The organism is Ottowia beijingensis, from assembly GCF_013423955.1.
Classification (GTDB): Bacteria; Pseudomonadota; Gammaproteobacteria; order Burkholderiales; family Burkholderiaceae_C; genus Ottowia; species Ottowia beijingensis.
The window spans coordinates 2,609,430-2,628,505 of the sequence record NZ_JACCKX010000001.1 but is presented as its reverse complement, the minus strand read 5'-3'; the positions used below and the strand labels follow the sequence as shown (position 1 = coordinate 2,628,505).

The window sequence follows — 19,076 nt, the reverse complement described above, 5'->3', positions numbered from 1 at the left end:
TCACACTGAGCGCCGCGCACGCCCGCCCCATCACCCATTGCCGAGAGGACCCCATGCCCACAGCCCGCAGCGCCGCGCCCGCCATCAGCGCGCCCATCCACCCGCCCGCCATGCCCGCCAGCGCCCCGGCGCGCCAGCCGCTGGCGCAGTACCAGATCATTCGCCGCAACGGCGCCGTGGTGGCCTTCGAGCCCAGCAAGATCGCGGTGGCGATGATGAAGGCGTTCCTGGCCGTGCACGGCACGCAGGGCGCGGCATCGGCCAGCGTGCGCGAGGTGGTGGACGAGCTGACGCAGGCCGTGGTGCGCGCGCTGATGCGCTCGCGCCCCGGCGGCGGCACCTTCCACATCGAGGACGTGCAGGACCAGGTGGAACTGGGCCTGATGCGCAGCGGCCACCACGAGGTGGCGCGCGCCTACGTGCTGTACCGCGAGCGCCGCGCGCAGGAGCGCGCGCAGCAGAAGGCCGAGGCCGCGCCCGCCGCGCCGGTGCTGCACGTGCTGGATCGCGGCGAGCGCGTGGCGCTGGATCTGCCGGCGCTGCAGGCCCTGCTCGGCCAGGCCTGCGCCGAGCTGGATGCCGAGGTGCGGCCCGAGCCGATCCTGGCCGAAACCCTGCGCAACCTGTACGACGGCGTGCCGGTGGATGAGGTGTACAAGGCCGCCATCCTGGCCGCGCGCACGCTGATCGAGAAGGAGCCCGACTACACCTACGCCACCGCGCGCCTGCTGCTGCACACCATCGCCAAGGAGGTGCTGGGCGAGACCGTGAGCCTGCCCGAACTGGCCGAGCGTTATGCGGACTACTTCCCGCAGTTCATCAAGCAGGGTGTTGACGCCGAGCTGCTTGATGAGCGGCTCTTGCAGTTCGATCTGGCCCGCCTGGGCGCCGCGCTGAAACCCGAGCGCGACCTGCAGTTCGACTACCTGGGCTTGCAGACGCTGTATGACCGCTACTTCCTGCACGTGCGCAAGCAGCGCATCGAGCTGCCGCAGGCCTTCTTCATGCGCGTGGCGATGGGCCTGGCACTCAATGAAATCGACCGCGAGGCGCGCGCCATCGAGTTCTACGAGGTGCTGTCGCGCTTCGACTTCATGAGCAGCACGCCCACGCTGTTCAACAGCGGCACGCGGCGCTCGCAGCTGTCGAGCTGCTACCTGACCACGGTGCCCGACGAGCTGGACGGCATCTACGAGTCGATCAAGGAAAACGCCCTGCTGAGCAAATTTGCCGGCGGCCTGGGCAACGACTGGACGCGCGTGCGCGCCTTGGGCAGCCACATCAAGGGCACCAACGGCGAATCGCAGGGCGTGGTGCCGTTTTTGAAGGTGGTCAACGACACGGCCGTGGCCGTCAACCAGGGCGGCAAGCGCAAGGGCGCGGTGTGCGCGTATCTGGAGACCTGGCACCTCGACATCGAGGAGTTTCTGGAGCTGCGCAAGAACACCGGCGACGACCGCCGCCGCACGCACGACATGAACACGGCCAACTGGATCCCCGACCTGTTCATGCGCCGGGTGATGGACAAGGGCACGTGGACGCTGTTCTCGCCCAGCGACGTGCCCGATCTGCACGACAAGTTCGGCGCCGAGTTCGAAGCCGCCTACGTGGCTTACGAAGAACGCGCGGCGCGCGGCGAAATCCAGCCCAGCAAGACGCTGCCGGCGGTGGACCTGTGGCGCAAGATGCTGTCGATGCTGTTCGAGACCGGCCACCCCTGGATCACCTTCAAGGACGCCTGCAACCTGCGCAGCCCGCAGCAGCACGCGGGGGTGGTGCATTCCAGCAACCTGTGCACCGAGATCACGCTCAACACCAGCGACACCGAAACCGCCGTCTGCAACCTGGGCTCGGTGAACCTGCTGCAGCACCTGAAGGATGGCACCGACGCCAACGGCGTCGCTACCAAGGTGCTCGACCACGAGAAGCTGAAGCAGACGGTGTCGACCGCCATGCGCATGCTCGACAACGTGATCGACATCAACTACTACGCCGTCAAGAAAGCGCGCGACGCCAACCTGCGGCACCGCCCGGTGGGCTTGGGGCTCATGGGCTTCCAGGACGCGCTGTACGCGCTGCGCATTCCCTATGCGTCAGAGCAGGCGGTGCAGTTCGCCGACGAATCCATGGAGGCCATCTGCTACCACGCCTACTGGGCCAGCACCGAACTGGCGGCCGAGCGCGGGCGCTATTCGTCCTACAAGGGCTCGCTGTGGGAGCGCGGCGTCTTGCCGCTCGACAGCCTGAACCTGCTGGAGCAGGCGCGCGGCGGTCATGTGGAGGTGGATCGCTCGGCCACGCTGGACTGGGACGCGCTGCGCCAGAAGATCGCCCGCGACGGCATGCGCAACAGCAACTGCGTGGCCATCGCACCCACGGCCACCATCAGCAACATCATCGGCGTGGATGCGTCCATCGAGCCGTGCTTCGGCAACCTGTCGGTCAAGAGCAACCTGTCGGGCGAGTTCACTGTCATCAACCAGTACCTGGTGAAGGACCTGAAGCGCCTGGGCCTGTGGGACGACGTGATGGTGATGGACCTGAAGCACTTCGACGGTTCGCTGCGCCCCATCGACCGCGTGCCGCCCGACGTGAAGGCGCTGTACGCCACCGCCTTCGAGGTCGAGCCGCAATGGCTCGTCGAAGCCGCGGCGCGGCGCCAGAAATGGATCGACCAGGCGCAGAGCCTGAACATCTACATGGCCGGCGCCAGCGGCAAGAAGCTGCACGACACCTACACGCTGGCCTGGCTGCGAGGGCTGAAGACCACCTACTACCTGCGCACCACCAGCGCCACGCAGGCCGAGAAGTCGACCGTGCAATCGGGCCGGCTCAACGCCGTGCCCACCGGCAACGGCGGCGCGCACGGCATGGGCGCGCGCGATGCCGCCGCAGTGGCCGCGCCGTTGGCCATGGCGGCCGAGCCGGCCACCGACGTGAAGTTCTGCGCCATCGACGACCCGGGCTGCGAAGCCTGCCAATGAACCGCAGCGCGTGCCACGTGCGCACTGCGATCACGGCAAGGCATCGCATGCGATGCCTTGCCGCAACACTCACACCCCTTGAACCCACGAGCAACGTGACGGAATGCTTTGCATTTCATCACGTTGCTCCCATAATCGGAGCATTGGAAAAACCATGTTGACCTGGGACGACGACGCCACACCCGCCACGCTGCAACCCCGCTTGCAGCCGCTGGCTGAATTGCCGCCCGCTGCCACGCAAGGCATCACGGCATTCCAGGCCGCCCCCTGATGCCACCGTCCATCAGCGCCGCTGCACCCAAAGCCGCACCATCCATCCAGCGCCGCGTCAACGCCGCCGACAAGCGCATCATCAACGGTCAGACCGACGTCAACCAGCTGGTGCCCTTCAAGTACAAGTGGGCCTGGGAAAAATACCTGGCCACCTGCGCCAACCACTGGATGCCGCAGGAAATCAACATGAACCGCGACATCGCGCTGTGGAAGTCGCCGAACGGCCTGACCGAAGACGAGCGCCGCATCGTCAAGCGCAACCTGGGCTTCTTCGTCACCGCCGATTCGCTGGCCGCCAACAACATCGTGCTGGGCACCTACCGCCACATCACGGCGCCCGAGTGCCGCCAGTTCCTGCTGCGCCAGGCGTTCGAAGAGGCCATCCACACTCACGCCTACCAGTACATCGTCGAGTCGCTGGGCCTGGACGAGGGCGAGATCTTCAACGCCTACCACGAGGTGGCGTCGATCCGCGACAAGGACGAGTTCCTGATCCCGTTCATCGACGCCATCATGGATCCGGCCTTCGTCACCGGCACCCCGAGGCCGACCAGACCCTGCTGAAAAGCCTGATCGTCTTCGCCTGCCTGATGGAAGGCCTGTTCTTCTACGTCGGCTTCACACAAATCCTGGCGCTGGGCCGGCAGAACAAGATGGTGGGCGCGGCCGAGCAGTACCAGTACATCCTGCGCGACGAGTCGATGCACTGCAACTTCGGCATCGATCTGATCAACCAGATCAAGCTCGAGAACCCGCACCTGTGGACACCCGCCTTCAAGGCCGAGATCAAGGCCCTGTTCGAGAAGGCCGTCGAGCTGGAATACCGCTACGCCGAGGACACCATGCCGCGCGGCGTGCTGGGCATGAACGCCAGCATGTTCAAGGGCTACCTGCGCTACATCGCCAACCGCCGCGCCACGCAGATCGGCCTGGACGCCCTGTTCCCCAACGAGGAAAACCCCTTCCCTGGATGAGCGAGATGATCGACCTGAAGAAGGAACGCAACTTCTTCGAAACGCGCGTCATCGAGTACCAGACCGGCGGCGCCCTGTCGTGGGACTGATGCCGGCGGCCTTTCCGAAACGACCCTTTCTTTATCGTGCAGTCACTGAATCAGCAACCCCACCCAGGCACCCAGGCGGTGCGGTGGGCTTGCGCCCGTGTTCATGGTGATGGATTTTTCTCCAGTGCCATGAATCGCTTTGCGTGTCCAACAGGCGCGAAGCGTTTCCTGCTGTTGATGGATAGTTCAACTTGATCAAGGAGAAAAAATGGCAACTGCAAAGAAAGCACCGGCCAAGAAGGCCGCAGCGAAGAAAGCCCCTGCGAAGAAGGCGGCACCGGCCAAGAAAGTCGTGGCGAAGAAAGCCGCACCGGCCAAGAAAGCGGTCGCCAAGAAGGCACCGGCCAAGAAGGTCGTAGCGAAGAAGGCACCCGCCAAGAAAGTCGTGGCCAAGAAAGCGGTAGCGAAGAAGGCACCGGCCAAGAAGGTCGTGGCCAAGAAGGCGCCCGCCAAGAAAGTAGTGGCGAAGAAGGCCGCACCGGCCAAGAAAGCCGTCGCCAAGAAGGCACCGGCCAAGAAGGTCGTGGCGAAGAAAGCCGCACCTGCCAAGAAGGCCGTAGCGAAGAAGGCGGCACCCGCCAAGAAAGCGGCACCGGCCAAGAAAGCCGTGGCCAAGAAGGCCGCCGCGCCCAAGAAGCCCGCGGCGCAAACCACGCTGAACCCGCAGGCTGCGTGGCCGTTCCCGACGGCCAGCAAGCCCTGAGCGGCGCATCCAGCCCCGGCCTTGACCCGGCCGGGGCCTTCGCAGCCCGCGACACGAGTCATCGTGCGCGGGCTTCTTTTGGAGTGTGCGGCAGACCCCGCTCACTATCGATAAGTGAGCTGCCTGCGCTTATGCAGCCTGCGTTTCAGGCCAAATGATGTTGAAAGAGCAAGGCAGGCAACTTCAGATACCGGCCAGCACCGCGCCATCCACCTGGTAGTTCTGCGGTCCGCGGCTGGCGATCTTCAAGGCGCCCAGCCGGTTGCCCAGCGCGGCACAACGCGCCAACGGCCAGCCTTGCTCCAGACCGTGCAGCAGCGCACCGCGCCAGGCATCGCCGCAACCCGTCGGGTCCACCACGGACGCTGCCTGCACCGGCGGCACGCGGGTGCGAACGCCCGCCTCCCAGATGTCGCAACCCTCGCCGCCCAGCGTGACCACCAGGCCCTGCACGCGGCGCGACAGCTCGTCCAGCTCGATGCCCATGCGGTCGCACAGCATGCGGCCTTCGTAGTCATTCACCGTCACCCAGGTGGCCAGTTCGACAAAGTGCGCCAACTCGTCGCCGTTGAACATGGGCAGGCCCTGCCCCGGATCGAACACGAAAGGGATGCCGGCGGCGCGGAACTGTTCGGCGTGCTGCAGCATCGCGTCGCGCCCGTCGGGCGAGATGATGCCCAGGCGGATGTCCTCGCGTGCAACGATGTGCGTGCGGTGCGCCTGCATCATCGCGCCGGGGTGGAAGGCCGTGATCTGGTTGTTGTCGCGGTCGGTCATGATCATGGCCTGCGCGGTGTAGGTGTCGTCGATGGTGCGCACGAACTCGGTGCTGACGCCCAGCTGGCGCAGCCGCGCCAGGTAGTCGGAGCCGTCGTTGCCCAGCGTGGCCACGGGCAGCGGCGTGCCGCCCAGCTGGCGCATGGCGTAGGCGATGTTGCCCGCGCAGCCGCCGAAGTCGCGCCGCAGGCTGGGCACCAGGAAGGACACGTTGAGGATGTGCAGTTGATCCGGCAGGATCTGTTCGGCGAAGCGCCCCTCGAAGCTCATGATGGTGTCGAAGGCGAGCGAGCCGCAAATCAGCGTGGCCATAGGTCAGGTAATGAAGTGAAGGGATCGACGAAGCCGGCGGCTGCCGTGCGGCAGCGCACCCGGCTCAGGGGTAAAAGGCCATCAGGCGGTAGCCGACGATGGCCGACGGATTGGAGATGCTGGTCACGGTGAGCGCGTTGGTGCCGCTGAACTCGCCCCGCGCGGCAAGCGCCGGGGAGCACCCAGTTCGGCCGCGCTCACCACGCGCCGCACCAGGGCTTGGTCTTGGGCGTCGGTCAGCGTCAGTTCCAGCGACGGCGTGGCCACCGGCATGTCGGCCGTGTTGCGCAGCGTGACGCTGAAACGGAAGGCGTTGGCGCTGACGCGGTTGAAGGCGGAGCTGTCGATGACGATGGTCTCGAGCTGGCGGTACGGCGCAATCTGGCAACCAACGACCTGGCACATGGCCTGCAGCGCCGGCACCAGCGCGGGTTCGCGCGCCGCCAGCCAGTCGCGCCGACTCAGCACCCACTGCAAGGCCAGCGCCAGCAGCAACACCAGCAACGCCGCCCACAGGCCCACGCGCACCGGGCGCGACGACCAGAAGGCGCGGCGCCGCGCCTGCTCGACGAAGCGGGGCTCGGGCTGGTCGACGGGCGGCGCGGCGGCGGGCGCAGCGGCGTCGGGCGCCAGCGGCTCCACCACCTCGCCCACGCCGCTCAGCACGAAGTCGACATCGGCCGCGGGGGCACTTCGCGCTCCAGTGCCTCGGCGCGGAACGACCTGCGGGCCAGCAAGACATCCACTGGCGGCGTGGCAGGCGGGCTGGCTGGGGCTTCCGCGGGCACCGCGGTGTCTGCCGGTGATGGGTCGTGGACTGGTGCCGCCGCCACAGGCCACAGCTCGTCTGCAGGCGGTTGCGCGGGCTGGTCAGCACGGTCTGGCGCCGTCAACTCGCGCCAGGTTTGCAGCTCCGACGCGGTCCAGGGACCGTCCGGCGCCGGCTCGGCTTCGGCCGTGGCTTCGGCCTCGGGCAGGGCAGGAGTCGGAAGGGTGGCGTGCGCCGGCGCCGCGACGTCGTCCTTGGGCAGCGAGCGCTCGGCCTCGGTCGGTGCGGGGGTTCTGGCGCGCCCTGCCCCGCTTTTTCAACACTGGTCTTGCGCGACGACCAGGGCGCGGGCGGTTGCCAGGTGTCGAACCGGGCCGCCGCCGTCTGCGATGGCTTCGGCGCTGCAACGGGCTCGGGCTCCACCGTCGACCGGATGGGCACGGCAGGCACCGGCGAGGGTGCCGCAACCGGAGGAGCACGACCGCCGGCGCAGGATCCGGCGCGGGAGTGGGAGGTGGAGCGGCCCTGCGATCTGGTTCGCGCACCGGCACCGGCACGCTAGGCGACTGCGGCGCTGGCGGGGCCGGCGCGGCGGCCTCGACCGGCAGCATGTGGGCTGCGGCGTCGAACACCTCGTTGCAGTGCCCGCAGCGCACCCAGCCGCCGGAGATGCGCAACTGGTCCGGCACGACCTTGAACATGGTCGTGCAGGCCGGGCAGCGCGTGATCAGGCTCATGGTGCGGCGATTGTAGGCAGCAGCGTGCCGGGCGCCAGGTCAGGCGCGGCGTGCCACCAGCAGCACCCAGCCGTCCTCGGTATCGGCGACCTCCAAGGACAGCCAGGGTCGATACGCCGCTTGCAACTCGGCCGTCTGACGCTCCAGCACGCCCGCCAGCACCAGCGCACCGCCCGGCGCCACATGGCCGGCCAGCAGCGGCGCCAGCACCTTGAGCGGCGTGGCCAGGATGTTGGCCAGCACGGTGTCGTAAACGCCGCTGGCCTGGTCCGGCAGGCCAGCCACCAGCTGCACGCCGTTGGCCGAAGCGTTGTCGATGGTGGCCTGCGCGGCCGCCTCGTCGATGTCCACCGCGTCGACGCTGGCGGCCCCATGCAGCGCGGCGCCAATGGCCAGGATGCCGGAGCCGCAGCCGTAATCCAGCACGCGCTGGCCGCGCGGCGGGTGCGCGGCGATCCAGCGCAGGCACATGCGCGTGGTCGGGTGCGTGCCGGTGCCGAAGGCCAGGCCGGGATCGAGGCGGATCACCTCGGTGGCGCCTGCGGGCACCTCGTGCCAGGTCGGCACGATCCAGAAGCTGCGGGTGATGGGCACGGGCTCGAACTGCGACTGCGTCAGGCGCACCCAATCCTGTTCGGGCACGGGCGCGATCGACGCCACCTCGCAACCTTCCCAGAAGTCCTGCAGCGCCAGCAGCCGGGCGGCATCGCGCGCCTGCGCCTCGTCGCCGAACAGGGTCACCATGCGCGAGCGCGACCAGCTCTGCGCCGGGGGCGGCAGGCCGGGCTCGCCGAACAGCGCGCGCTCGGCATCGGTGTCGGCGTCCGCATCCTCCACCGACACGCTCAACGCCTCCAGCGCCTCCAGCGCATCGGACAGCGGTTCGACCCGGTCCTCGGGGCAGATCAGGCGCAACTCGAACATGACGGTTTCATTGCTTTCAAAAATAGCTGCTTGCGCTTGATACACAAGGCCTGGAGACGATTTAACCTTGAAAACAAGGCTGCGCAGCAAGCCCACCCAGCGGCCGCGGAGCAGGCCATCCGCGAACGCCGTTGCCGGACCTGCGCCGGCGACTGGCGTTGTCCTCCTCCCGGGGAAGGCGCCGCAGACGACTCAGGGTGCTACCTTTGATGCTCGCTCAACCACTTTTCCAGGTAGTGGATGTTGGTGCCGCCTTCCATGAACTTGGCGTCCACCATCAGCTCGCGGTGCAGCGCGAGGTTGCTGCTGATGCCTTCGATCAGCGTCTCGGACAGCGCGGTCTGCATGCGGGCGATGGCCTGCTCGCGCGTGTCGCCGTAGACGATGATCTTGCCGATCATGCTGTCGTAGTTGGGCGGCACGAAGTAGTTGTCGTACACGTGCGAATCCACCCGCACGCCCGGCCCGCCCGGCGGGTGCCAGTAGGTGATGCGGCCCGGCGAAGGGGTGAACTTGAACGGGTCCTCGGCGTTGATGCGGCACTCGATGGCGTGGCCCCTGATCTGGATCTGCCGCTGCGTGAAGGGCAGCTTCTCGCCCGCCGCCACCATGATCTGGGTGCGCACGATGTCGATGCCGGTGATCCATTCGGTCACCGGGTGCTCGACCTGCACGCGCGTGTTCATCTCGATGAAATAGAACTCGCCGTTCTCGTACAGGAACTCGAAGGTACCGGCGCCGCGGTAGCCGATCTTCTTACAGGCCGCCACGCAGCGCTCGCCGATGCGCTCGATCAGGCGGCGCGGAATGCCCGGGGCCGGGCCTTCCTCGATCACCTTCTGGTGGCGCCGCTGCATGGAGCAGTCGCGCTCGCCCAGGTACACCGCGTTGCGGTGCTTGTCGGCCAGGATCTGGATTTCGATGTGGCGCGGGTTCTGGAGGAACTTCTCCATGTACACGGCCGGGTTGTTGAAGGCCGCGGCGGCCTCGCTCTTGGTGGTCTGCACCGCGGCCAGCAGGGCCGCCTCGGTGTGCACCACGCGCATGCCGCGCCCGCCGCCGCCGCCCGCGGCCTTGATGATGACCGGGTAGCCGATGGCCTTGGCGATGCGCTTGATGGCGGCTGGCTCGTCGGGCAGTTCGCCGTCGGAGCCGGGCACGCAGGGCACGCCGGCCTTGATCATGGCCTGCTTGGCCGACACCTTGTCGCCCATGATGCGGATCGACTCGGGCGTGGGGCCGATGAACTGGAAGCCGCTGCGCTCCACCCGCTCGGCAAAATCGGCGTTTTCGCTCAAGAAGCCGTAGCCGGGGTGAATCGCCTCGGCGTCCGTCACCTCGGCGGCCGAGATGATGGCCGGCATGTTGAGGTAGCTCTGCCCTGACGGTGCCGGGCCGATGCACACCGCCTCTTCGGCCAGCTTGACGTATTTGGCGTCTTTGTCGGCCTCGGAATAGACCATCACGGCCTTGATGCCCAGCTCGCGGCAGGCGCGCTGCACGCGCAGGGCGATCTCACCGCGGTTGGCGACCAGTATTTTCTTGAACATGTTCAGTGATCCACGGTGCGCTGGCGTCATGCGCCGCGCATCAACACGTTGGAGCCGCTGGCCACGAGGGCCACGCGAGGATGCCGTGCAGCGGGCGTGCGGCCCGGCCGCTGGCGTCGTCCCTCGGGAGAAGGCGCCGAAGGCGACTCAGAGGGCGCCATCATTCAATGATGAACAACGGCTGGCCGTATTCCACCGCCTGGCCGTTTTCGCCCAGGATCTTCTTGATGGTGCCGCCCTTCTCCGCGTCGATCTCGTTCAGGATCTTCATCGCCTCGATGATGCACAGCGTGTCGCCTTCCTTGACCTGCTGGCCCACCTCGACGAAGGGTTTGGCGCCGGGGCTGGATGCACGGTAGAAGGTACCCACCATGGGCGATTTGAGCACGAAGCCCGCCGGCTCTTCGGCAGGCGCGGGGGCGGCCGCTTCTGCCGCGGGCGCCGCGCTGGCCGCAGGCGCCGCGGGCCCTGGGGCGGCCACCGGTGGTGCCACGGGTGCGTACACCACCTGCGCAGGCGCGGGCGGCGCGCCCTTGACGATGCGCACCTTGCCTTCGGCTTCGGTGATTTCCAGTTCCGACACGTTCGACTCGGAGACCAGGTCGATCAGTGTCTTGAGTTTGCGCAAATCCATTGCAAAGTCATCCAAATTTTGGGAATGGGGGCGAATTTACCTCAAATTGGCCGCAAATCGCCCCGATTTGAATCCAATTTCACCGAAATTTAATCTATGCCAATGCCGCAGGGCACCCTCAGCTCCTGCCGAGCCTGTCGCGCCAGGCCGCCAGATCGCGCGCGTGCAACTGGCCCAGTTTGCGGTCGCGCAACTGGCCCGTGGCGTCGAACAGCACGCTGAACGGCAGGCCGCCGGCCGCATTGCCCAGCGCGCGCGTTAGTTCGACCCCTTCGAGGCCCGCCAGGGCCACCGGAAAGCTGACCGGCGACTTGGCCAGGAAGCGCGCGACCGGCTCGGGCTTGTCAACCGCCAAACCGATCAATTGCCAGCCATTGGCCTTGTTTTCGTTGTAGAAGCTGCTCAATAACGGCAGTTCCTCGACACAGGGCGGGCACCACGTGGCCCAGAAGTTGACCAGCAGCGGGCGGCCGCGCAGCGTGGCCAGCGCCAGTGCACTGCCATCCGGAGCTGGAAAGCTGCGGTCCCAAAGACCCGTGGTGTCCGGCTCGTCCAGTGCCAGCCGGCGCGCGCTGAACAGCGCACCGGCACCCGCGGCGGCCAGTGCCACGGCGGCCAGCGCCAGGCGCCGGCCCGTCGGCCGCGCCGCCTTGGCGGCGGCGGCTGGCGGGGTCGATAAATCGTCGGGTGAATTCATGTCTGCTCATCCTCCTGCAGCCGATGTGCCAGCGCCCGGCGGTCGCCGCGCAGCGGCTGCCCCTGGCGCCCGGGCTTCAGCGCACCGCGCAAATCGTCGTGGTCGTGAATCATCAGGTGCACGCCGATGGACTCACCCAGTTCGGCGCAGTGGCTGGAAAAGCTCAGCGCATCCACCTGCATGCCGTTGAAGCCGGCCACGCTGCGCGGCTGGTAGGCCACCCGATGGTCGATGAGGGCGATCTCGGCGGATTTGGGATCGTCGCAAAACAGCTGCAGATAAATGTCCGACAGCCGCGTGGCGGTGCCGTTCCACACCGCACCGGCGATGTGGGGGCGGAATTCGGCCAGCCGCTCCATCCACGACAGGGCCAGCCGGCGCAGCGCGGCCAGTTCGGCCGGTTGCGTGTCGGCATGGAACAGCGCCAGATAGGCCCGCACCTCGGACTCGACCAGATCGTTGTCCGGCAAGGCCGTGCGCGGCGGCACGCCCATGACCTTCAGCGCCCGGCGCTTGGCGGCGCCGTAATCCAGCCCCTCTTCCACCACCAGGCGCGCAGCGTGCGCGGCCATCTCGTGCGTCAGGGTTTCCATGGATCGCATTCTGCCTTGCCAGGGCAAGCCGTTGCCGTAAAGTGGCTTGTATCGCACTCACAACCTCGCCAGGAGACCCTCCCCATCATGCAAACGACGATGATGAATGTGCCGCTGTCGCTCAACCACCTGCTGGATCGCGCGGGCATGCTGTTCAGGAACAACGAAGTCGTCTCGCGCCTGCCCGACAAGTCGCTGCGGCGCCACAGCTATGGCGAGTTTCATCGCCGCACGCGCGCATTGGGCAGCGCGCTGCAAAGGCTCGGGCTGCGCAAGGGCGACCGCGTGGCCACCCTGTGCTGGAACCACCACGCGCACCTGGAGTGCTACTTCGGCATTCCCGCCGCCGGCGGCGTGATGCACACGCTCAACCTGCGCCTGGCGCCCGACGAGATCGGCTGGATCGCCAACGACGCCGGGGACCGCTTTCTCATCATCGACGACGTGCTGCTGCCGCTGTACGAGAAGTTCAAGCACCTGCACAAGTTCGACAAGGTGATCGTGTTTCCCTTCTCCGGTGCCCCGGTTGCGCCGGCCTTCACCGACTACGAAGCCCTGCTGGCCGGCGCCGACCCGGACGGCTTCCAGTACGTGCCGCACGATGAGGACGACCCGGTCAGCATGTGCTACACCAGCGGCACCACCGGCAAGCCCAAGGGCGTGGTGTACTCGCACCGCTCCACCGTGCTGCATTCGCTGGTCGCCGGCCTGGCCGATTTCGCGGCCGTCCGCTCCACCGACGTGGTGCTGCCCGTCACGCCCATGTTCCACGCCAACAGCTGGGGCATGCCCTACATCTCGGTGATGATGGGCGCCAAGCTGGTCTTCCCCGGCCCGCACCTGCACCCCGACGACCTGCTCGACCTGATGACGGCCGAGCCGCCCACGCTGTCGCTGGGCGTGCCCACCATCTGGCTGTCGCTGATCCAGACCTACGACGCCTCGCTGAAGCCCGGCTCGCCCCATGCCGGGCGCTGGAAGCTGCCGCGCGGCATGCGCTCGTTCGTCGGCGGCGCCGCCGTGCCCGAGAGCCTGATCCGCGCCTTCGACGCGCACGGCATCTGGATCCAGCAGGGCTGGGGCATGACCGAGACCAGCCCCATCGCCACCGTCAGCTACCAGCGCGCCGAGTTGCGCGACATGTCCGCCGACGAGAAGTACCGCCGCGCCGCGCTGGCCGGATCGCCGGTGCCGCTGGTCGATCTGCGCGCGCGGCGACGACGGTACCAACCAGCCCTGGGACGGCCGCAGCGTGGGCGAGATTCAGGTGCGCGGCCCCTTCATCACCGGCGGCTATTACGCGGTCGGCTCGCCGTCCGACAAGTTCACGCCCGACGGCTGGCTGCGCACGGGCGACGTGGCCAGCGTGGATGATCTCGGCTTCGTCAAGATCAGCGACCGCACCAAGGACCTGATCAAGTCCGGCGGCGAATGGATCAGCTCGGTCGATCTGGAAAACGCCCTCATGGCCCACCCTGCCATCGCCGAGGCCGCCGTCATCGCCATCCCCGACGAGAAGTGGAGCGAGCGCCCGCTGGCCTGCGCGGTGCTGATCGCCGGCGAGCAGGCCACGCCGGATGAACTGAACGAATGGCTGCTGGAGCGGAGCTTCGCCAAGTGGCAACTGCCCGAGCGCTACGAGTTCATCGACGCCGTGCCGCGCACGTCGACGGGCAAGTTCTGGAAGCTGAAGCTGCGGGAGCAGTTTCCTGGATAAGCTCCCCTGAGCCGCTGGACGCCACGTGCTCGCCGCCAGAGGCGGCGGCTCTTCGGTCTGTCCAGACCTGCGCAGGCAGGTCTGGAGCCGCAGACCTCAGCCCCCACTGGGGACAACGCCGGTGGCCGGCGCAGGTCCGGCCACGGCGTTCTGGCGTGGCCTGCTCCGCGGCCTTGCGATCGGTGAACGAGGGTCGCGCAAGCAGATCAAACTCTTGTTTTTATAGCTGCTTGCGCTTTATTGGCGGGCGCTAGAGGCCAAAAAGACTCTGAACCAGATTCAGCGCGACAATCACGCCCTGCTCAGCGTCGCCGTCGTTCATGCACCCCTTGGCCGCCCCATGAAACGTGTCCTGCTCATCGCCAGCGGCGTCGCCGTCGCCCTGGCCGTGCTGTTCTGGCCCTACACCGTGGGGTTGTTCATGATGGGCAGAGCCTGCAGGCCGATGGCCTGCAGGTGGTCTCGGGCATCCGCGAAGAACCCGGGCCGTGGGAAGTTGTCGACCCCGGCCAACCCAACGCCGTGTTCGTGAAACCCTACGTGCTACAGGCGGGCGCTGGCGAGGCGGTGCAGATTGGCGACATCGTGACTGTGCGCAAGTACATACTCGATACGGACGCCACGACGATCACGAAGGACATGGGGCCCATCTGGTTCTGGGTGGGATACCGCAGACCCCAAGACGGTCGCTTCTTTAAATGCCTCAAGATGGAGAACAGTTGTGACGTCGAAAGCGGCGTCGTCGGCCTGAAGACGGGTAGCTGGTTCTATTACCCCATCAACGATGTCAGCGTGGCATCCTGGCGCAATAAGGATGGACATCTTGACCCGCGCTGTGGCTCTGAACTCGTGCTGGGAGGGGAAGTGGCGTCTTCATGCTGGAAGACACAACTGCCTTTCGCCATTCCTTGCCTGCCAAGCCCGCACCTTATCTGGAGCAGCAATTCAAGAACACCTTCGTGGCTGGCGGCGTGGGCGCAATGGTGCAGAGGCAGCTCTACCACCTGGTGCAGCGCTGCCCGGCCCAATTGCACCAGCGGACGGTGAAAGTCAGGAGCGGCGGCCCGACGACCACCCTTGAGCGCCGCCTGTGGGTGGTGGAGGGCGAACTGAAAGCCACCTGCGCCGACGGCAGCGTGATGACCTTCGGCGTAGGCCCGCTGTACACCGACCCGCCGCCCGGCGAGAGCTTTGGCCCGGCGCCACCCCAGGGCTATTGGGACGGCTGGTTCAAGCGCGCGTCGGCCAAGGTGCCGAAGGGCCTGCGCATCGAGCCGGCGCCCCCATGCAGCCTGGCACCGTCTCGCCCGAGTTGCTGGCGCAGGTGCGCGACGTGAACGCGCGCTATGCCAAGCCGCTGAGCCACGGCCCTCGCCTCCTGCACAACGCCTATGTGGTGGTGGCGGGCGAGAAGACGCGGCTCAATTTGCGCGAGGGGCTGTGCTCGATACAAGGTTCCTGTGAAGGTTTCCACAAACTGGATCGCATCAAGATCACCGATTACCGGGTGCACGAACACACGCACGGCACGGCCGTGCGCGGCGAGAACGATGAATTCTTCTACACCGCCGATCCTGGTTACAGCGGCCCGGCGCATTTCAGGATTCACTTATCTGAAACCATCATGCTGAGTTCTGGAAAGCCCTGGATACGCACCAACGACGCCGACGTGCCGATCGAGGTGATCTCGCCGCAGGAGGCGGCCGCGCGCGCCGCACAAGGCAGGCCGGCAGGCGCATCCTGATTGCCCGCCAGCCGCCCACCGCGTGGCACACAGGCGCAGGGTCGCTCAGTCCGTGTGGCGCACATGTTGCCGCATCCCAGTCACTATATTTTGAATAGCTGCTCGCGCTTTCCCCACGGGCGCCAGAGGCCGAAAAGGCTTGCAATTCAGCCGTAGAATCCAGCCCCATGCATATTCACATCCTGGGCATCTGCGGCACCTTCATGGGCGGGCTGGCCGCGCTGGCGCGCGAGGCGGGCCACACCGTCACCGGCTGCGACGCGGGCGTGTACCCGCCGATGAGCGACCAGTTGCGCGCGCTGGGCATCGAGCTGATCGAGGGCTATGGCGCCGAGCAGATCGCGCTGAAGCCCGACGTGTTCGTGATCGGCAACGTGGTCAGCCGCGCGCGGCTGACGGACGGTTCACCGAAGTTTCCGCTGATGGAAGCCATTCTCGACGCCGGCGCGCCCTACATCAGCGGCCCGCAGTGGCTGCTGGAGAACGTGCTGCAGGGCCGCCACGTGCTGGCCGTGGCGGGCACGCACGGCAAGACGACGACCACGTCGATGCTGGCCTGGATTCTGGAGAGCGCGGGCCTCGCGCCCGGCTTCCTGGTCGGTGGGGTGCCGCTCAACTTCGGCATCAGCGCACGGCTGGGCTCCACCACCCCATCGGATGGGTCTGGCTCCCTCTCCCGGGAGCGGGAGAGGATTGGGGTGAGGGCCGACGGCCTTGCCCCCGCGCCCGCGAGCCCTCACCCCAGCCCCGGATCAAGTCCGGGGCAAGCTCTCCCCAGAGGGGCGAGGGAGCAACATCTCCCGCACGGCCCTTGTTCGTGATTGAAGCCGACGAATACGACACCGCCTTCTTCGACAAGCGCAGCAAGTTCGTGCACTACCGCCCGCGCACGGCGGTGCTGAACAACCTGGAGTTCGACCACGCCGACATCTTCGACGACCTGGCGGCGATCGAGCGGCAGTTCCACCACCTGGTGCGCACCGTGCCGCCCTCGGGCCGCGTGGTGGTCAACGGGCTGGAAGAAAGCCTGCAGCGCGTGCTGGCGCAGGGCTGCTGGAGCGGGCAGCGCAGCTTTGGTGCGGCGGTGAGCGATTTCACCGCGCACGGCGACGCGTCGGATTTCGAGGTGCAACTGCGTGGCCAGCCCGTGGGCCGCGTGCGCTGGGATCTGTCGGGCACCCACAACCAACTCAACGCGCTGGCCGCCATCGCCGCGGCCGAGCATGTGGGCGTGGCCCCGGCCGAGGCCTGCGCGGCGCTGGCCAGCTTTCAGAACGTGCGCCGCCGCATGGAGGTGCGTGGCCGCGTGGCCCAAGCCGGCGGCGCCGAGATCACGGTGTACGATGATTCGCCCACCACCCCACGGCGATTCGCACCACGGTGGACGGCTTGCGCCGCCAGCTGGATGCGGCCGGCAAGCGAAGCGAGCGCATCCTCGCCATCTTCGAGCCGCGCAGCAACACGATGAAGCTGGGCACGATGAAATCGCAACTGCCCTGGTCACTGGAGCACGCCGACCTGAGCTTCTGCCACACCGGCGGGCTGGATTGGGACGCGGCCGCCGCGCTGGCGCCCCTAGGCGCGCACGCGCAGGTGGCCGCCAGCGTGGACGAGATCGTGCGTCAGGTCATCGCCGCGGCGCGCCCGGGCGACCACCTGCTGTGCATGAGCAATGGCGGCTTCGGCGGCGTGCACACGAAGCTGATGGAAGAACTTCAAAAACACCGATGAGCAACGAGTCTCAGACAGTGTTGCAGGAGCGGGCTTGCCCGCGATCAAGCGTTGATTGCGGCGAGACGTCTCATCGCGGGCAAGCCCGCTCCCACAACAGGGTCTGAGACTTCTTGATAGTCAAGCAAAAACAATAGCTGCTCGCGCTTACCCAGCAAGCGTTAGCGGCCAATTTGACCAAGAACCTGCCGCCTCGGCAGCGTGCTGCCGCATCAGTAAGAAACCGTCATCGCGCCCAGGTCGATGCGCACCACGGGCTTGTCGAGCGCAGCACTGGCGGCGCGCGCGAATTCGCGGCTCCACTGCGGGTCGTTCAGCAGCCGCGGGCCGGCGTCGCGCGCCACCACCAGCACCTTGTCGGCCAGCAGCAGCTTGCCGGTGGGGCGCAGCGGCTCGCTGCCCAGCTGGGTGAACTGCGCGTCGAGCCAGTCGCGTGCCTCGGCGTTGCCCATCGGCGCGGCGGGTTCGAGATCGAAGCGCCATTCGGTGCGCTCGTCCTGGATGACGCGGACTTCGCTTTGCATGATCGGTGGGTCTCCTGAAGGCGGGGGATGCAGTCTGCATGCGCCCCGCGACCGCGGCACGCCCCGTGACTGTAGTCGATCCGAAGCGGCCGCCCTTGACGTCGATCAGCGCTTGCGCCGCGCCCGCACCGCGTCCGACAGCACTTGCAGGATAGTCTGCGTGCCGTCCCAGCCGATGCAGGCGTCGGTGATGCTCTTGCCGTATTCGAGCGCGTTCACGTCATCCTTGCCGGGCGTGAACTTCTGCGCCCCGCCGTGGATGTGGCTTTCCACCATCACGCCGAACACGCAGCGCGAGCCGCCCGACACCTGGGCAGCCACCTCGCGCGCCACGTCCAGCTGCTTCTCGTGCTGCTTGCTGCTGTTGGCGTGGCTGCAGTCGACCATCAGCGTGGGGGCAGCTTGGCGGCCTCCAGCTCCTTGCAGGCGGCGGTCACGCTTTCGGCATCGTAGTTGGGCGCCTTGCCGCCACGCAGGATCACGTGGCAGTCCTTGTTGCCGTCGGTGTGGACGATGGCGACCTGGCCGTTCTTGTGCACCGACAGGAAGTGGTGGCCGCGGCTGGCGGACTGGATGGCGTCGGTGGCGATGCGGATGTTGCCGTCGGTGCCGTTCTTGAAGCCGATCGGGGCCGACAGCCCACTGGCCAGCTCGCGGTGCACCTGGCTTTCGGTGGTGCGCGCGCCGATGGCGCCCCAGCTGATCAGATCGCCGATGTACTGCGGCGAAATCACGTCGAGGAATTCGCTGCCCGCCGGCAGGCCCAGGCGGTTGATTTCGATCAGCAGCTGGCGCGCGATGCGCAGGCCTTCGTCGATGCGGTAGCTCTCGTCCAGGTAGGGGTCGTTGATGAGACCCTTCCAGCCCACGGTGGTGCGCGGCTTCTCGAAATACACGCGCATCACGATCTCGAGCGAATCGGCGTAAAGATCGCGCAGCGGCTTCACGCGCCGCGCGTAGTCCAGCGCCGCCGCCGGATCGTGGATGGAACACGGACCGATGACGACCAGCAGGCGATCATCCTTGCCCGACATGATGCGGCGGATCGACTTGCGGGTTTCGCCGATCAGCGTTTCGACCGCGGTGCCACGAATCGGGAAGAAGCGGATCAGGTGCTCGGGTGGGGGCAGCACGGTGATGTCCTTGATGCGTTGGTCGTCGGTCTGGCTGGTGCGTTCCTGCGACGGTTGCCAGGCCTCGACGGCGGCCTGCACGGCTTTCGCGTTCATGGCTTCTTCCTTTGAAATGAATAGGTGTTGACGGTGGTGTTCGGGCACAAAAAACCGCCGGGCTCATCGCGTCGGCGGTCTTGTCGGGAAGTGCGCTTGGGTTACACGTTCGCCT

The 19,076-nt window shown here is 67.0% G+C and carries 17 protein-coding genes and 3 pseudogenes; 10 read left to right on the top strand and 10 right to left on the bottom strand.

The annotated features are described in order from the left end of the window. The first annotated feature begins 53 nt into the window (after positions 1 to 53). From H0I39_RS13220 to H0I39_RS13210, 3 genes and pseudogenes are all read left to right on the top strand, one after another. A complete protein-coding gene (locus tag H0I39_RS13220) occupies positions 54 to 2,984 on the top strand; it encodes a ribonucleoside-diphosphate reductase subunit alpha (RefSeq protein ID WP_180550810.1) in 2,931 nt (976 codons plus the stop codon). Positions 2,985 to 3,254: 270 nt separating this feature from the next. Then, positions 3,255 to 4,320: pseudogene (locus tag H0I39_RS13215) on the top strand (ribonucleotide-diphosphate reductase subunit beta). 208 nt (positions 4,321 to 4,528) lie between these two features. Then, a complete protein-coding gene (locus H0I39_RS13210; protein WP_180550809.1) occupies positions 4,529 to 5,023 on the top strand; it encodes a histone H1-like DNA-binding protein in 495 nt (164 codons plus the stop codon). Between the two features lie 183 nt (positions 5,024 to 5,206). Here H0I39_RS13210 and H0I39_RS13205 read toward each other — a convergent pair whose 3' ends face one another. From H0I39_RS13205 to H0I39_RS13170, 8 genes are all read right to left on the bottom strand, one after another. Further along, complete coding sequence (locus H0I39_RS13205; protein ID WP_180550808.1) at positions 5,207 to 6,112, bottom strand: carbohydrate kinase family protein; 906 nt, start codon at positions 6,110 to 6,112, stop codon at positions 5,207 to 5,209. A 123-nt stretch (positions 6,113 to 6,235) separates the two neighbouring features. Then, complete coding sequence (locus tag H0I39_RS13200) at positions 6,236 to 6,778, bottom strand: DUF3426 domain-containing protein (protein WP_180550807.1); 543 nt, start codon at positions 6,776 to 6,778, stop codon at positions 6,236 to 6,238. 204 nt (positions 6,779 to 6,982) lie between these two features. Next, positions 6,983 to 7,582, bottom strand: coding sequence for a zinc-ribbon domain-containing protein (locus tag H0I39_RS24190; protein ID WP_444547278.1), 600 nt, complete (start codon positions 7,580 to 7,582; stop codon positions 6,983 to 6,985). 75 nt (positions 7,583 to 7,657) lie between these two features. Further along, on the bottom strand, positions 7,658 to 8,542 hold the full coding sequence (gene prmA / locus H0I39_RS13190) for a 50S ribosomal protein L11 methyltransferase (protein WP_180550806.1): 885 nt from the start codon (positions 8,540 to 8,542) through the stop codon (positions 7,658 to 7,660). 200 nt (positions 8,543 to 8,742) lie between these two features. After that, positions 8,743 to 10,092, bottom strand: a complete 1,350-nt coding sequence (gene accC / locus H0I39_RS13185; RefSeq protein WP_180550805.1) for an acetyl-CoA carboxylase biotin carboxylase subunit — start codon at positions 10,090 to 10,092, stop codon at positions 8,743 to 8,745. 160 nt (positions 10,093 to 10,252) lie between these two features. Continuing rightward, a complete protein-coding gene (accB, locus tag H0I39_RS13180) occupies positions 10,253 to 10,726 on the bottom strand; it encodes an acetyl-CoA carboxylase biotin carboxyl carrier protein (RefSeq protein WP_180550804.1) in 474 nt (157 codons plus the stop codon). Between the two features lie 118 nt (positions 10,727 to 10,844). Beyond that, complete coding sequence (locus H0I39_RS13175; RefSeq protein WP_180550803.1) at positions 10,845 to 11,423, bottom strand: TlpA family protein disulfide reductase; 579 nt, start codon at positions 11,421 to 11,423, stop codon at positions 10,845 to 10,847. Continuing rightward, positions 11,420 to 12,016 carry a hypothetical protein gene (locus H0I39_RS13170; RefSeq protein WP_180550802.1) on the bottom strand — a complete coding sequence of 199 codons (597 nt, stop codon included), beginning with the start codon at positions 12,014 to 12,016 and terminating at the stop codon, positions 11,420 to 11,422. Before H0I39_RS13170 ends, H0I39_RS13175 begins: the two co-directional genes overlap by 4 nt. A gap of 87 nt (positions 12,017 to 12,103) precedes the next feature. Here H0I39_RS13170 and H0I39_RS13165 point away from each other — a divergent pair, with 87 nt between their 5' ends. From H0I39_RS13165 to mpl, 7 genes and pseudogenes are all read left to right on the top strand, one after another. Continuing rightward, positions 12,104 to 13,390, top strand: coding sequence for an AMP-binding protein (locus H0I39_RS13165; protein WP_373368300.1), 1,287 nt, complete (start codon positions 12,104 to 12,106; stop codon positions 13,388 to 13,390). Further along, entirely contained in the window at positions 13,284 to 13,733 is a 450-nt protein-coding gene (locus H0I39_RS24185; protein WP_373368299.1) for an AMP-binding enzyme, read from the top strand. Before H0I39_RS13165 ends, H0I39_RS24185 begins: the two co-directional genes overlap by 107 nt. Positions 13,734 to 14,073: 340 nt before the next feature. After that, positions 14,074 to 14,265, top strand: a complete 192-nt coding sequence (locus H0I39_RS13160; protein ID WP_180550801.1) for a hypothetical protein — start codon at positions 14,074 to 14,076, stop codon at positions 14,263 to 14,265. Further along, entirely contained in the window at positions 14,256 to 14,780 is a 525-nt protein-coding gene (locus H0I39_RS13155; protein ID WP_180550800.1) for a hypothetical protein, read from the top strand. Before H0I39_RS13160 ends, H0I39_RS13155 begins: the two co-directional genes overlap by 10 nt. Then, positions 14,777 to 15,070 (top strand): hypothetical protein, encoded by a 294-nt coding sequence (locus H0I39_RS13150; protein WP_180550799.1) that lies wholly within the window; start codon positions 14,777 to 14,779, stop codon positions 15,068 to 15,070. Before H0I39_RS13155 ends, H0I39_RS13150 begins: the two co-directional genes overlap by 4 nt. Beyond that, positions 15,046 to 15,477, top strand: a complete 432-nt coding sequence (locus tag H0I39_RS13145) for a hypothetical protein (protein ID WP_180550798.1) — start codon at positions 15,046 to 15,048, stop codon at positions 15,475 to 15,477. Before H0I39_RS13150 ends, H0I39_RS13145 begins: the two co-directional genes overlap by 25 nt. 167 nt (positions 15,478 to 15,644) lie before the next feature. Continuing rightward, positions 15,645 to 17,208 (top strand): annotated as a pseudogene (gene mpl, locus H0I39_RS13135) (UDP-N-acetylmuramate:L-alanyl-gamma-D-glutamyl-meso-diaminopimelate ligase). Positions 17,209 to 17,420: 212 nt separating this feature from the next. Here the strand turns inward: mpl and H0I39_RS13130 are convergent. After that, positions 17,421 to 17,732 carry a hypothetical protein gene (locus H0I39_RS13130; protein ID WP_180550797.1) on the bottom strand — a complete coding sequence of 104 codons (312 nt, stop codon included), beginning with the start codon at positions 17,730 to 17,732 and terminating at the stop codon, positions 17,421 to 17,423. A 105-nt stretch (positions 17,733 to 17,837) separates the two neighbouring features. Continuing rightward, a pseudogene (locus H0I39_RS13125) lies at positions 17,838 to 18,961 on the bottom strand (3-deoxy-7-phosphoheptulonate synthase). Between the last annotated feature and the right edge of the window lie 115 nt (positions 18,962 to 19,076).